Below are 13,821 nucleotides of genomic sequence, written 5' to 3'. Positions count from 1 at the left end.
TGAAGCGGCAATAACGATTTTTCGCATAAAATCATTGATAGAGCTGATAACGCATGTTTCACCCTATGGATTATGGATGTGCTTACTTTCTTAGCATTTATTATGCCAGTGTTGTCCGCTGTGTATTACTGTACTCTGAAATAAAAACGGATGGTGCCAAACTGTACTTCGGGCGCATCCGGGCTGGCATTGTACTTAATTTGCCGCGCTGCCCTTTTTGCAATCTCTATCAACCGCGCATTGTTAAGGGTAGAGCCTCTGAGGCTGTGGGAAGCTTCAATTACATTCCCCTGCCTGTCTACTTTTATATTAATGGCAATATAGCCGGTTTCATCTCCGTCATAAGTAGGCTGGGGGCGGCTTACCAGCGATCTGCCGTGCAGGCGGAAATCGCTTCTGCCTCCGCCTAACCCGCCGCCCGTATAACCGCTGGCGTTAGGGTCGCCGTTAATTTGCCCACGGTCGCCGGGCCTGCCGGTATTTCCCTCACCGGTAGCGTTGTTGCTGCCGTTGGCATTATTGCCGCTGTTGGCGCTGTTGGCGGTGCCGCCGGTGTATACCGCCTTGGGCTTGGGTGCGGGCGGCACTGGCGCCGGCGGGTTCTCGGATCTTTTTTTAGTTGTTTTGGCGGGCTTGGGCTCCAGGTTCTTTGGAATTTCTTTAGGTTTTTCCACCGGTTTTTCCGGTTTGGTGATCTCCGGCGCATCTTCTTCATCCTGGGTAGCAATATCCTGCGCTGTAGCATTGTCCTGCGTAGGCGTGGGCTGGTTTTGCGGCGCAGAGGCATTGGGAGCGGCGCTGCTGGGCGGGTTGGGATTAAGCGGTTGCTCATTACCCATACCTTCGTCGGAAGTGCCTAGGTTCACCTCCATGCCCAGGTCCTGGTCGGGCAGGGGCGGGGGCGCAGAAAAGCCGGCAAACATCAGCGCTACTAACAGTAACGCGTGCACGCCAATGGTTACGCCTAATGCTTTAATACTTTTCTGATTATCCTGCTCCTGCATAATAGTTTCAAATGTAATGAATTTTTTTAGTAGGTATTCCTTACCTGCTGCTTACTTCCACAACTCATATGCAAAACGCAGTATAGTGCCGCACACCACCAGTAAAAAGAACCTGCGTACCAGGCTGTTACCTTTTAAAATGGCCAGGCGGGCGCCAAAAAAAGAGCCGGTCAGGTTGCTCACTGCCATTAAAATAGTTACCGGCCATAGTATGTGCCCGTGCGTGGCAAAATACAGGATAGAGGCCATGTTGGTAGCCAGGTTCACCACCTTGGCATGGGCGCTGGCATGCAGGAAATCGAACCCGGTAAGGCTAATAAAAGCCAGTATCAGGAAGCTGCCGGCGCCGGGGCCAAAAAAGCCGTCGTAAAAGCCTAATACTATTCCAATAACGACGCCCCATACCCGGGTATTGCGCACATGCCCCGCAGGATTATGCGCCTGTTGCCCGAAATCTTTTTTCAGGTAGGTGTAAATGGCCACTGCTATGAGCAGCACCAGCATTACCGGCTTTAAAAAATAATTGGGCAGGTAGCTCACCAGGGACGAGCCTGCCATGGCGGCTGCAAATGCCGTGGCAGCGGTAATCAGCAGCAGGGGCTTATCAAAATCTACCCGCTGCGCATATTGCCAGGCAGCCATGCTGGTGCCGGAAAAAGAAGGAATTTTGGTAGTGCCCAGCAGCGTGGCTACCGGGTATTGCGGAAAGGTGAACAGGATGGCGGGTGTTTGAATTAAGCCGCCACCGCCTACGATTGCATCTATAAAGCCGGCGCACAGGGAAAAGCCGCACAGCAGGGCCAGGTCGGTTGTCATTGCGGGTGCAAAGGTATAAGCAAAAGCTAAAAGCAAAAAGCAGAAAGCAGAAAGCAGAAAGCAAAAGGCAAGAAGCGGGAAGCACAGGGTTGAAAACAAAATATAGCAGGCAAAACTGAATGGTGAAGGAGGAAAGCGAACAGCTAACTCATAACTATTCTTTACATTTGCGCTCCCAAACCCGGTTTTCCTTGTTTTCATTATACAAAAAGGCCTTTTCGGGACTAAGCCCGTCTACCTGGCTGTTGTCGCTGGTATTGCTTATTAACCGCAGCGGTAACATGGTGCTGCCTTTTCTTACCATTTACCTTACGCAGCGTATGCACCTGAGCATAGCGCAGGCAGGGGTGGTGGTGGCTTTCTTTGGCGTGGGCTCCGTATTTGGGGCGCTGGCCGGCGGCCGCCTGTCCGACAGGATAGGCTTTTACCCCATACAGTTCTGGAGCCTGTTCCTGAACGGGGTGCTGCTGATTGTGCTGGGGCAAATGCAAACCATGGCGCAGATCTGCGCCTGCACTTTTGTAACCGCCCTGGTAGGCGATGCATTCCGTCCTGCCAACGCCGCGGCTACTGCCTGGTACAGCCAACCTGAAAACCGGGTGCGTTCCTACTCGCTGAACCGCCTGGCCGTAAACCTGGGCTTTTCCATTGGCCCGGCAGCCGGCGGTATGCTGGCAGCCATCAGCTATGATTTTTTATTCTGGGCAGATGGCTTAACCTGTATACTGGCCGCCCTGCTGATGCGCGTATTTCTGCCGCCTGTGAAAATCGTAAAGGGCGCGGCGGACGATAAAACGGCGCCTGCCACGCCACAGGGGCCATCGGCCTACAAAGATGTGCTGTACATGCTGTTTTCCCTGCTGGTAACGTTTTTTGCCATGAGCTTTTTCCAGATAACGTCCATCATACCCATCTACTTTAAATCCGTGCTGCGCCTGAGCGAATTTTATATCGGGCTGCTGCTGGCCGCCAACGGGTTAACAATAGCGTTGTTGGAAATGGTGCTGGTGTACAAGCTGGAAGGTAGTAAACCCAGCCTGGTGCTGATTGCCAGGGGCCTGCTGCTCGGCAGCCTGGCCTACCTGAGCTTAAACCTGCTGCCGGCCCTGGGCCTTGCCGCAGTGGTATACATGGTGTTCTTTACTTTCAGTGAAATGCTTAGCATGCCTTTTATGAATGCCTTCTGGATCAGCCGCAGCCAGGAGCATAACCGCGGGCAGTATGCTGCAATGTATACTATTTCCTATTCGGTGGCGCAGATAGTGTCGCCGCCATTAAGCGCTTACCTGGCCGAGCGGCTGGGCTTCCGGGAGTGGTGGTATGTGGTAACGGTTTGGTGCCTGGTAACCTCCGCCGGCTTTATGCTGCTGCAACGCCGCCTTAGTGCGCAAAGTCGCGCGCATAGTCCCCTTTGATCCTTTCCATTGGCGGGTTAAAGTACCCGAATTTCAGGTGCGGAAATTCTTCATGAATCAGCTCCAGCAGCTGCGCCATACCCAGGCAGTCGCCGGTATCGGTAATGCCCAGCTTACCCAGGTACCAGTCCGGATCAATGTTAAAGTTGCGCCACTGTATCATGCACAAGTCTGTTTCCTTGATCAGCCTGCGCAGGGCTTCGTATTCAGACTCGCTGTCCGTCATGCCCGGAAACACAAAGTAGTTGATGGAGGTCCACCCGCCAAACGAACGCACCACTTTCAGGCTTTCCACAATATCCTCAAATCGGTAGTTATTGGGGCGGTAGTAGGGGGTGTACCATCTTTCCTGGGCTGAGTTGGTGCTTACCCGTATGCTGTTCAGCCCTGCTTCGCACAGGGCGCGCACCGCATCGGGCTTGCTGCCGTTGGTATTAATATTAATGCTGCCTTTGGGCGTATGTTTCCGTATTTCCAGTATCGATGCGCGGATGGTTTCCCACATGAGCAGCGGCTCACCTTCGCAGCCCTGCCCAAAGCTTACAATGGGAAAGGGCGCTGTTTCCAGGTGCGGTACGGTATATTCCACAATTTCTTCGGCGCTGGGCTTAAACTGCAGGCGTTCCTGGGTTGATACAATGCTTTCCTCCGCCGGCTGAAAAGAAATACATCCTACGCAGTTGGCATTACAGGCGGGAGAGGATGGAATGGGGCATTCCCAGCGGCCCATAAAATAGTTACGGGCGGCAGGGCAGTGGTAGGTAAGGGCGCAGTTGTTAGCCAGGTGCTGTACCAGGCGGTTATGCGGGTAAGCCTGCAGCAGCTGTTTTACGCCCTGCTTCACCTTTTTGTCGTCAAAGCCGGCGCATTCCTGGCGAATGTCCTGCTCAATGCGGGTGGCCGGTACATAAAATTTGCCGTTCAGCCAGCCTACTGCCGTGTAGCAGAACAGGGGCAGGGTGGGGGCATCGGGCAGGGTTTCATATGCAGCCAGGTAAAAGCCGGTATGCGCAGGCGGTATAAATGCGGCTACGGCCCATCCTTTATCGCACAGGGCCATTTCTTCCGTAGCAGCGCTGATGCCTATGCCGCGGCGGCCGGGCAGCTCATACAGCTGGCCTCCTTCGGGCAGCTCAATCCACTCTTCAACCGGTATGGGCAATGCATCCCAGGCGCTTCGCCCGGTAACATACAGGCTGGTATCTTCAAAAATATTTCCTTTCCCGTCGGAATAAAGGATGTATGGGCTTTGTGTTATCATTTACAAGTGTTTAGAATTACGAATTATCAATTACGAATTACGAATTGAAAAAGATACAATGCGCTCTTTTTTCGTGTGGCTCGGAGTATAAGCATAATTCAATCATCCGCTTCAACCCTCCGCTTCAATCATTCGTAATTCGTAATTGACAATTGACTCAGGTAATTCGTGATTGGCAAAATGCATTGATTTCCGCTGCTTTAAAATCCGGTATGTTATCCAGCACTTCCAGCTGCAGCAGCTTGTTGTTCTTGAAATCAATGGTAAGCAGGTCGTTCCGCAAAACTACGTTATTCAGCTGGTTCCAGCTTATCACCTTCCTGGAAAAGGTTTTGGGCAGGGTAACGCCCGGGATGTCGAGCATTATATATGCTGGCTGCAGCATGTTGTACTCCGTCCACCCGATGTAAGCCAGGCCTATGCCAACCAGCACGTGCAGGCCGCCGATTACCGGCTGCAGGTGGGAAAGAAAATACAGGCAGGCGCTAAAGCACACAAATACCTGCAGCATGCGCATCAGGCTGTTGGCGCCGGAGAAGTTGCGGAACCGCCGCATTACAAAAGGAAATACAATGCTCGACAGTCCCATCAGCAGGAATAGTACCGTCATAAATCCATTTGGCTGCGGGCTTCTGTAAATGCCAATAGCATTAAAAAAGAACAGCAGGCCGGCCATGCCGTGCATAACCGGTTGTAAGCGCAGGCGGGTAATGGTGTTGGGATGTAGTATCCTGATCTTAAACATCAGATAAATTAATAATTAAGAATGAATAATTAATAATAATGAATAATGAGCAATAAACCTTGTAACAACCACCGCCCTGACAGCACACTGCATTCATTATTAATTCTTAATTATTCATTATTCATTACTAAAAGGTTGCACAGTTTAAAGAGCACGCGGGCGCCTACATTGGCGTCCCATTCATCATGGGAGGTGCTTACTTCGTTCAGGTCAAACCCAATAAGCTGGCGGCCGCTGGCGAGCACGCGTTTAAACAGGTAAAAGATTTGCGCTACCTCAAAGCCGCCGGGTACCGGGGTGCCGGTATGGGGGCACAGCTTGGGGTCCAGCCCGTCTATATCAAAGCTGATGTACACCTGCTGCGGCAGGGCAGCTATGATACGGTCGCAGATGCTTTTCCATTGCTCGCCCTCAAACTGGGCCTCCTTAATATCTTTATCAAAGAAGGTGGTTACCCGCTCGGGGTTGTCCTTTATAAAATCCAGCTCCTCTTCGCAATAATCGCGTATGCCCACCTGTACCAGCCTGGTAAGCTGCGGCACTTCTTTCAGCGCGTTATACATAATGGAGGCATGGGAGTACTGGAAGCCTTCATAGCTTTCGCGCAGGTCGCAGTGGGCATCTACCTGTAAAATGCCAAAATCCCCCCTTTTTTCACCAATAGCCTTGTAATAACCCAGCGGGGTGCTGTGATCGCCGCCTACCAGGCCTACCAGCTTGCCCTTGTTCAGCAGGGCCAGGGTTTGGTTGTACACCCATTCATTCATCACCCTGGTACCGGTATTTACATCTACCAGGGTCTTTTTCAGGAACTGGTTATCGCCTATATCGCCGCCTTCTACCAGGAATTTGATATACAGCTCGGCTTCCTTACGCAGGTAATCGCTGCGCAGCAGCAGGTGTTTATCCGGCTCCCGCATAAAAAACCCCTTTTTCCACCCGTCCTTTACGTCCGGGTCGTACAGGTCTACCTGGAAAGAGGCTTTGAATATCTGTTCCGGGCCACGGGCCGTACCATTGGCATAGGATACGGTTACCTCCCAGGGAACAGGCAACAGTACCAGTTTTGCATCCTCTTCGCTAAACGGCAGGCCAAATATGTTGTTGGACAAAATGCCTACCGAGTTGGGATCAAATTGTGATAGATCGGCCATGATATTGAAAGTTCGTTTTCTTATTTCGGCGCAAAGATAGTGATCTGTTACCTAGTCTATAGCAACATAGATACCTTTTATATAAAAATTAGACCAACAAACAGGCTTTTTGCGTTAATTTTGCGCAGGAAAAAAAGGAAGCTTGCCCGAAAAAATAAGTTATGAAGAAAACAAATATCGTTTTACTGGTGGTGATTGCCGTGGCCATTGGCATTATTGTGACCATGGTAGGGGACTTCAGTACCTATGAAACATTTGCCACAGCCCGGGAAAAGGAAGGAAAGGAATACCATATTATAGGCACGCTGGACAAATCCAAAGGGCTTTCATACGATCCGTTAAAGGATGCGAACTATTTTACTTTTTATATGAAAGATAAAGTAGGCGAAACCCGTAAAGTTATTTTTCTGGGCACCAAGCCTACGGATTTTGAAAAGGCCGAGCAGCTGGTGCTGACCGGTAAAATAGAAAAAGGGGAGTTTCACTGCAACAAGATCCTGATGAAATGCCCTTCCAAATACAAGGACGACCAGGTAGCTATGGGTACCAAACAGATGTAAGGGTTACCGCGTAGCGCGTTTTGTTCATTTTAATCATGCAACATTTTGGAAATTAAATACATAGGGGAACATCTGCTGCCCGGCCAGTTTGGACACTTTTTTGCCGTACTGTCATTTATGGCGTCGCTGGTAGCCACTGTGGCTTATTTTAACGCCGTAAGGGCAAAGGAAGTAACCCTGCACGAGTCATGGAAAAAGCTGGCCCGTATTGCCTTCCTGGTAGAAGTAGCGGCTGTTTTTGCCGTGTTCGGCATTCTATATTACATACTGTATAATCACTTTTTTGAATATAAATACGTTTGGCGCAACTCCTCCCGCAACCTGGAGGTAAAGTACCTGCTGTCCAGCTTCTGGGCCGACCAGGAGGGCAGCTTCCTGCTGTGGAGCATCTGGCACTGCGTGCTGGGTGTTATACTGCTGTTCCGCGCTAAAAAGTGGGAGGCGCCGGTAATGACCGTGCTGTCTTTTGCGCAGCTGTGCCTGGCCAGCATGTTGCTGGGCATTTACATACTGGGCTACCGGGTAGGCAGCAATCCCTTTCTGCTGCTGCGCCATGCGGAGGAAAACCTGGGCCTGCCCTGGACATCTTCTCCCAACTACCTGAGCATGATCACCGATGGTAACGGCCTTAACCCGCTGCTGCAGAACTACTGGATGGTAATACACCCGCCGGTGCTGTTCCTGGGCTTTGCCTCCATGATCATTCCTTTTGCCTACGCATTAAGCGCCCTGTGGACCCGCGAGTACACGGCATGGATAAAACCGGTGCTGCCCTGGGCGCTGTTTGCCGGCATGATACTGGGCACCGGCGTAATGATGGGCGCCGCCTGGGCTTATGAATCCCTTACATTCGGCGGCTACTGGGCCTGGGACCCGGTAGAGAACGGCTCCCTGGTGCCCTGGCTTACGTTGATAGCGGGCATTCACACCCTGCTGGCCTATAAGCACAGCGGGCACGCCTTAAAATCAACCTTCTTTTTCTTCTTTATATCCTTTGTGCTTATCCTGTACGCTACCTTCCTTACCCGTAGCGGCATTTTGGGCGAAACTTCCGTACACTCCTTTACCGACCTGGGTATGAGCGGCCAGCTGCTGGTGTATATGGGCGTATTTACCATCCCGGCTTTTGTACTGCTGATAGCACGGCGGAAAGAAATACCCGGTGTAAAGAAGGAGGAAAGCTCCTACTCCCGCGAGTTCTGGCTGTTTATAGGCGCGCTGGTGCTGCTGATTGCCGCCATACAGATATCCTTTACCACTTCTATACCTGTGTGGAACAAGCTGCTGGACCTTACCGGCCTGCGCTCCCTGTTTAAGATAAAGCAGCTGGCCCCCCCGCTGGAGCCGGTATTCCACTATAACAAAATACAGATATGGGTAGCCATTGTCATTGGCCTGCTTACGGCCATTGTACAATACCTGAAGTATAAAGATACGCCGCGTAAACAGCTTACCGCAAAGCTGCTGTGGCCTACAGCCGCATCGCTGGTAGCTACTGTGCTTATTGGATGGCTGGGGCATATTGATTTTGATACCTATGGCGCCGGTTTCCTGGTGGCTATTTATATTATGCTGTTTGCCAGCGTATATGCCGTAATCGGCAACGCTGCTTACATTTTCGTGGGCTTACATGGTAAAATGAAATCAGCCGGCGCATCTGTGGCGCATATTGGCTTTGGCCTGGTGCTGTTAGGCGTGCTGATCTCCTCTTCCAAAAAAGAGGTGATTTCCATTGACCGGATGAAGATGCTGGAAGGCGGTTTCTTTGGTAAAGACAGTAAGGAAGATCCCCGCGAGAACCTGATGCTGCCGCGCAACTTCCCCATGCAGATGGGCGCTTACCACGTAACCTATGCCGGCGACTCTACTGCTGCCGGCGATCCTAAAACCTACTTTGTGGTGCGGTACGAGAAAAAAGATCCGCAGAACGGCGCCCTGCTGGAAAGCTTTACCCTGTACCCCGATGCATTTGTAAATACAAGAGGGCAGGAGGGATTAACCTCCAACCCATCATCGCGCCACTACCTTACCCGCGATATTTTTACCTATGTAACAGCCGTGCCGCGTAAGGATGAGGCCAATGATACCGCACAATACAGCCCGCACATGGTAAAAGAGGGCGACTCTGTTTTCTTTTCCTCCGGGTACATTATATTCAAAGGACTGCAGCCGCAGCCGCAGCACCGCAACTACAGCCCGCAGCCCGGCGACCTGGCCGTGGGCGCTAACCTGGAGGTGCATACGAAAAACAATGAGGCGTTTAACATGCAGCCGGTGTATTTCATACGCGATAATACTTACCAGTACAGCATACCGGACACTTTATCCCCGCTGTCGCTGTACGTGCGGTTCAGTAAGATATTGCCTAAGGAAAACAAGATAGAGCTGCAGGTAAAGGAAGCCGGTACCTTTGATGATTACATTGTGCTGAAGGCGCTGATCTTTCCCTTCATTAACGTGTTGTGGATAGGTGTGCTGGTAATGATCGCCGGCTTTTTGATGAGCATGTACCAGCGGCTGAAGGGCAATAAGCCCGCCCCCGCGCGCGAGGTACGGCCTGCTGCCATGCAGGAAGCATAGCAGCGCGCTGTAGCCGCCCGTTCAGAAAAATCCTTGTTCCATGAAACGCAAATGGCTGCGTATAGCGCTGGTGGCGCTGGTGGTATTGGCGGCGGTATATTGGCTGGGTCCCAGTCCTGCCGCCCCGGTATATGATCCCGGGCTGCCTGCTGTGCCAACCGATGCTGCTGCATTAACGCAATACATTACCCTGCGGGAAAGCAGGCATCACCTGAAGCCGGATAATGACGCCCGTATTGTGTGGTATGACTCCCTGCACCGCAAAACGCCTTACAGCATTGTATACCTGCATGGCTTTTCCGCCAGCCGTAAAGAAGGCGATCCTGTAATACCCGACTTCGCCCGCCGCTACGGCTGCAATCTGTACCTTTCCCGCCTGGACGGGCATGGCATTGATACTTCCGAACCTTTACTGCACATGACGGCCGAAGGCCTGTGGCGCGACGCCAAAGAAGCCCTGGCCATTGGCATGGCCATAGGCGATACGGTTATTGTGGCAGGCACCTCTACCGGCGGCACGCTGGCGTTAATGCTGGCTGCGCAGTACCCGCGGCAGGTGCATGCGGTCATGAACCTTTCTCCCAACATTGCCATTAACGACCCCATGGCTTTCCTGGCCAATAATCCCTGGGGGCTGCAGGTGGCCCGCTGGATAAAAAGGGGTAATTATAACCATACTTCCGGCGAAGGAGATACTACCATTTCGCGCTACTGGAATACCAGGTACCGGCTGGAGGCGGTGGTACAGCTGCAAAACCTGCTGGAGAGCAGCATGACGGCCGCTACCTTTGAAAAAATACACCAGCCGGTGCAGAACCTGTACTATTATAAAGATGAGCATCACCAGGATCCTACGGTGCGCATAGCTGCTATACTGGCTATGGAAAAAGAGCTGGGCACCCCGCCCGGCAGCAAGCAGGCGGTAGCCATACCCGGCGCCGGCGCGCATGTGCTGGGCAGCTCCCTTACATCGCACGACATACCGGCTGTAGAGCAGGCCATGAACGGCTTTGCAGAGCATGTGCTAAGGCTGAAACCATTAGAGAACCAGGGCGCCTACACAATAAAATGAGGGCGCATAAAACAAAAAATCTACAATCTTTTTATTGTAACTTTAGTACATAAAATCCCGTTTCACCGGAAATGCGCCGTGTTAAAACACTTACTTTTATAGTTACACTCGCTATATGCTGCATCCTATGCCGGCAAAAAGCCGCCGCCCAGTCTGCCGGTGAAAGCAGGGGCGTATCGGTACCGGTGGTGGTGATTGGTACAGATACGCTGCCTTCCATTACCCTGCAGGTATTTGAGGTAACAGACAAGCTGCCCCGCAAGCTGCGTAAGCAGCGGGAGCGGTGGACCCGCCTGCGCAATGCGGTGTATGTAACCTATCCGTACGCCAATTCAGCTGCCCGCATCCTGCGCGATGTGAATGGCCGCCTGGCTACCCTGTCCAATAAAAAAGACCGCAAGGCTTACCTGAATGCCAAGGAAAAAGAGCTGAAAGCTGAATTTGGCGATAAGCTGGAAAACCTGTCCATTTACCAGGGCCGGGTGCTAATGAAGCTGATTGACCGCCAGAGCGGCCAAAACTGCTATGCCATCATCAAAGAGCTGAAAGGCGGTTTTAATGCCCGCATGTGGCAAACCGTAGCCTTTTTCTTCGGCGGCAACCTCAAAAGCGAATACGATAAGGAAGAAGACAGGGATATAGAACAAATTGTACAGGAAATAGAAATGTACCGCTACTTCCGCGCCTACAATTAATCCGCACGGTAACACTCCTTTAACTATTTAAGGCATCCGGGTTGCACTGCAAAAGCAGTAAAGCCATTTTATTTACGCTAATTTTATATCATGAAGTTATTAGCAGGTATTTGCTGCTTATTGCTGGCTGCAGCAGCTGTAAAGGCCCAGGACACTGCGGCAGATGCGATACAGGTGTTCGTGGTGGACAGCGTGGAGGTAGACCGGTCTATGGTGAGGAATATCACCCCTGACCAGATTGCCATGATCACGGTTGCGCGCGGCCGCAAAACAGTGGAGCAATACGGCGACCGTGCCGTTAACGGCGTATTTTATATAGAAACAATACCGTTTGCCCATCAACGTTATAACCGCCTGTTCAGTAGCCTGTCGCCCGGTTACGCCGCTGCGTTGCAGCAATATGGGAGCGACAGCAGCTTCCGGTACATTATGGCCGATAGTGTGCTAACCCGTAACGTAGTATCACAGCTGGCTGCACTGGAACCGCGGGATGTGACGGCAGTGCAGATGCTTACAACCAAAGCGGATAAAAAGCAGTATGGGCTGAAGGAGCAGGAAATAGGAGTGGTTGTAAAAACGAAGTAAGAGGCGGGGTTATAAAAACTCCCGCCCCATTTGGATATGCTATAATGCCTTCAGGCAATTGGGTGTAAGACGTACACTGTCTTTCTGTGAAACCAGGCCCAATGTATTAAAATAGCTTTGGTTATTGGTTTGGTTCAGGTCATAATACAGCACCACGCCGTAACCGTCGTTCATGGTTCTTGTAACCAGCGATTTGGCGGTAGATAAGCCGGTATGATTGATCCAGATGGCGGCTGGCCCCAGCTGGCTTTTGGCCATACCGGCAAAGGAAGGCGCGGAGTAAGTGCCGTAGTAAGGGTTCCAGGCATAGTTTACAAAGTCGCCCGTTTTTTTACCGCCATAGCTGGGCCTCGCAGCGGCAGGCCCTATGTTGTACAGGGTAATCAGCTTCGTGGGCATCAACTTGCGCAGCTCATCCAGCAGCATTACAAACGAGCTGTCGTTAGGTTGCGGCAGGCCGTTTTTGCCATACTCGGCATACTCATCGTCAAAGTCAATTCCATCCAGCCCGTAAGTGGTTACAGCATTGCTTAGCTGTTGCGCAAAATCTTTGGCAGCCGCCCGGCTGGTAAAGTTGGCAAAGCCCGCGCCCTGGTGGTTGCCGAGCACGGACAGCAGCACTTTAATGCCTTTGTCCTGCAGGGGCTTAATAAATGTGTTCCTGTTGCTCAGCACATTTGTAACATTGGGATTGTTGTACAACACTGCTTTCTTTGCCTGCGTATCATAGTTGATGTTGGCTGCAAAAATAATAGCCATGTCAAAGAAAGGCAGCCCGTTGCTTTTCATGGTATAACAACCGGCATTGGCCATATGGTTGTTATTAACTTCAATGTACACCACGTTCTTAGGTCCTGTTTTGGCGGCGGCGTTGGCAGTAGTGTCGGCATTTTCATTGGGCTGCTGCGGCGGCAGCTTGTCCAGGTCATTTTTTTCCCGGCTGCAGGCCGCAGCCGCTATGCATAGCGCAAGCGCGTACAATGCAGGCCGGTAGTTGAATGGCTTTTTTACACGTTTGTCAGATGCTGCCAGGTTTGTTTTGTTGTTGCTTGGGTAAACAAGGGTTTTCAATAGTTGCATAACGGGGGATTTTATATACCGAATATACAAAATAACCCTGCGCTATGACATGTATTGGTCATACTTTACAGCCCCTTAAAAAAACTTCGGATTTTTGCTTTCCTTTGCACCCATGAAATTGGATATACTGGCTATAGCAGCCCATCCGGATGATGTGGAGCTATCCTGTGCCGGCACTTTAATGGTACATGCTGCGCAGGGAATGAAAGTAGGTGTGGTAGACCTTACCAGGGGAGAATTAGGCACCCGGGGCACCCCCGAAACAAGAGCAGCGGAAGCACAGGTTGCCGCCGCCGTAATGGGCCTGGAAGTACGCGATAATCTTGGCCTGGCCGACGGATTTTTCCAGAATGTAAAAGAAGACCAGCTGGAAGTAATAAAGGCTATACGAAAGTACCGGCCGGATATTGTGCTGGCGAATGCCATGGACGACCGCCACCCGGATCACGGCAGGGCAGGGCGTTTAATTGCCGACAGCTGTTTTTTGGCCGGCCTGCGTAAAATAACAACCACCGATAACGGGCAGCCGCAGGAAGCCTGGCGCCCGAAGCAGGTGTTTCACTTTATACAGGACCGCTATTATAAGCCGGACCTGGTGATAGATATTACGCCTGTAATGAATCGCAAGCTGGAAGCCATCCGCAGCTTTAAAACCCAGTTCCTGGCCCCTGAGAACGACCAGGTGCAAACCTACATTTCATCCCAGGGCTTTTTTGACAGCGTTGTATACCGCGCCCGCATGCTGGGTAAAATGGTAGGCGTAGAGTACGCCGAAGGCTATACGAGCGCAAAAACCATTGGCATCCGCAATTTTGCCGATCTCATTAACGAAGTAACCTGACGCGCCGGTTTTA

General features: G+C 51.5%; 13 protein-coding genes. 7 read left to right on the top strand and 6 right to left on the bottom strand.

Translation table 11 applies throughout. From position 1 onward, the window contains the following. Positions 1-125: 125 nt before the first annotated feature. Entirely contained in the window at positions 126-1,004 is an 879-nt protein-coding gene (locus VFS25_RS24415; RefSeq protein WP_326464805.1) for a hypothetical protein, read from the bottom strand. A 51-nt stretch (positions 1,005-1,055) separates the two neighbouring features. Beyond that, the gene (locus VFS25_RS24410; RefSeq protein ID WP_326464804.1) at positions 1,056-1,820 is read right to left on the bottom strand and encodes a sulfite exporter TauE/SafE family protein; all 765 of its coding nucleotides are present in this window, start codon (positions 1,818-1,820) and stop codon (positions 1,056-1,058) included. A gap of 191 nt (positions 1,821-2,011) precedes the next feature. On the opposite strand from VFS25_RS24410, the gene VFS25_RS24405 reads away from it, so the two are divergent. Continuing rightward, a complete protein-coding gene (locus VFS25_RS24405; RefSeq protein WP_326464803.1) occupies positions 2,012-3,235 on the top strand; it encodes an MFS transporter in 1,224 nt (407 codons plus the stop codon). Here the strand turns inward: VFS25_RS24405 and VFS25_RS24400 are convergent. The 3 genes from VFS25_RS24400 to VFS25_RS24390 form a co-directional block, all read right to left on the bottom strand. After that, on the bottom strand, positions 3,201-4,496 hold the full coding sequence (locus VFS25_RS24400; RefSeq protein ID WP_326464802.1) for a radical SAM protein: 1,296 nt from the start codon (positions 4,494-4,496) through the stop codon (positions 3,201-3,203). The two genes, VFS25_RS24405 and VFS25_RS24400, sit on opposite strands and share 35 nt — an antisense overlap. 157 nt (positions 4,497-4,653) lie before the next feature. Further along, complete coding sequence (locus VFS25_RS24395) at positions 4,654-5,241, bottom strand: hypothetical protein (protein WP_326464801.1); 588 nt, start codon at positions 5,239-5,241, stop codon at positions 4,654-4,656. A gap of 110 nt (positions 5,242-5,351) precedes the next feature. After that, a complete protein-coding gene (locus VFS25_RS24390) occupies positions 5,352-6,395 on the bottom strand; it encodes an agmatinase family protein (protein WP_326464800.1) in 1,044 nt (347 codons plus the stop codon). Between the two features lie 161 nt (positions 6,396-6,556). On the opposite strand from VFS25_RS24390, the gene VFS25_RS24385 reads away from it, so the two are divergent. From VFS25_RS24385 to VFS25_RS24365, 5 genes are all read left to right on the top strand, one after another. Then, positions 6,557-6,955, top strand: coding sequence for a cytochrome c maturation protein CcmE (locus tag VFS25_RS24385; RefSeq protein WP_326464799.1), 399 nt, complete (start codon positions 6,557-6,559; stop codon positions 6,953-6,955). A gap of 45 nt (positions 6,956-7,000) precedes the next feature. After that, positions 7,001-9,535 carry a cytochrome c biogenesis protein CcsA gene (gene ccsA, locus VFS25_RS24380; RefSeq protein WP_326464798.1) on the top strand — a complete coding sequence of 845 codons (2,535 nt, stop codon included), beginning with the start codon at positions 7,001-7,003 and terminating at the stop codon, positions 9,533-9,535. Between the two features lie 40 nt (positions 9,536-9,575). Then, the gene (locus VFS25_RS24375; protein WP_326464797.1) at positions 9,576-10,607 is read left to right on the top strand and encodes an alpha/beta hydrolase; all 1,032 of its coding nucleotides are present in this window, start codon (positions 9,576-9,578) and stop codon (positions 10,605-10,607) included. A gap of 71 nt (positions 10,608-10,678) precedes the next feature. Then, positions 10,679-11,302, top strand: a complete 624-nt coding sequence (locus VFS25_RS24370) for a DUF4294 domain-containing protein (RefSeq protein WP_326464796.1) — start codon at positions 10,679-10,681, stop codon at positions 11,300-11,302. Positions 11,303-11,392: 90 nt separating this feature from the next. Next, the gene (locus VFS25_RS24365; protein ID WP_326464795.1) at positions 11,393-11,887 is read left to right on the top strand and encodes a hypothetical protein; all 495 of its coding nucleotides are present in this window, start codon (positions 11,393-11,395) and stop codon (positions 11,885-11,887) included. Positions 11,888-11,926: 39 nt separating this feature from the next. Here the strand turns inward: VFS25_RS24365 and VFS25_RS24360 are convergent, their stop codons facing one another. Next, on the bottom strand, positions 11,927-12,967 hold the full coding sequence (locus tag VFS25_RS24360) for an endo-beta-N-acetylglucosaminidase H (RefSeq protein ID WP_326464794.1): 1,041 nt from the start codon (positions 12,965-12,967) through the stop codon (positions 11,927-11,929). A gap of 112 nt (positions 12,968-13,079) precedes the next feature. On the opposite strand from VFS25_RS24360, the gene bshB1 reads away from it, so the two are divergent. Further along, the gene (gene bshB1, locus VFS25_RS24355; RefSeq protein ID WP_326464793.1) at positions 13,080-13,808 is read left to right on the top strand and encodes a bacillithiol biosynthesis deacetylase BshB1; all 729 of its coding nucleotides are present in this window, start codon (positions 13,080-13,082) and stop codon (positions 13,806-13,808) included. Positions 13,809-13,821 lie beyond the last annotated feature (13 nt).

The sequence above is a fragment of the Chitinophaga sp. genome (genome assembly GCF_035761305.1).
Taxonomy (GTDB): Bacteria; Bacteroidota; Bacteroidia; order Chitinophagales; family Chitinophagaceae; genus Chitinophaga.
The sequence above is the reverse complement of the archived record's forward strand: the minus strand, read 5'-3'. Positions and strand labels throughout refer to the sequence as shown.

Bases quoted from the DNA above. Each gene is read 5' to 3' on its own strand.
- VFS25_RS24415 (WP_326464805.1), bottom strand. From the start codon at position 1,004: ATGCAGGAGCAGGATAATCAGAAAAGTATTAAAGCATTAGGCGTAACC.
- VFS25_RS24410 (WP_326464804.1), bottom strand. From the start codon at position 1,820: ATGACAACCGACCTGGCCCTGCTGTGCGGCTTTTCCCTGTGCGCCGGC.
- VFS25_RS24400 (WP_326464802.1), bottom strand. From the start codon at position 4,496: ATGATAACACAAAGCCCATACATCCTTTATTCCGACGGGAAAGGAAAT.
- VFS25_RS24395 (WP_326464801.1), bottom strand. From the start codon at position 5,241: ATGTTTAAGATCAGGATACTACATCCCAACACCATTACCCGCCTGCGC.
- VFS25_RS24390 (WP_326464800.1), bottom strand. From the start codon at position 6,395: ATGGCCGATCTATCACAATTTGATCCCAACTCGGTAGGCATTTTGTCC.
- VFS25_RS24385 (WP_326464799.1), top strand. From the start codon at position 6,557: ATGAAGAAAACAAATATCGTTTTACTGGTGGTGATTGCCGTGGCCATT.
- VFS25_RS24375 (WP_326464797.1), top strand. From the start codon at position 9,576: ATGAAACGCAAATGGCTGCGTATAGCGCTGGTGGCGCTGGTGGTATTG.
- VFS25_RS24370 (WP_326464796.1), top strand. From the start codon at position 10,679: ATGCGCCGTGTTAAAACACTTACTTTTATAGTTACACTCGCTATATGC.
- VFS25_RS24365 (WP_326464795.1), top strand. From the start codon at position 11,393: ATGAAGTTATTAGCAGGTATTTGCTGCTTATTGCTGGCTGCAGCAGCT.
- VFS25_RS24360 (WP_326464794.1), bottom strand. From the start codon at position 12,967: ATGCAACTATTGAAAACCCTTGTTTACCCAAGCAACAACAAAACAAAC.
- bshB1 (WP_326464793.1), top strand. From the start codon at position 13,080: ATGAAATTGGATATACTGGCTATAGCAGCCCATCCGGATGATGTGGAG.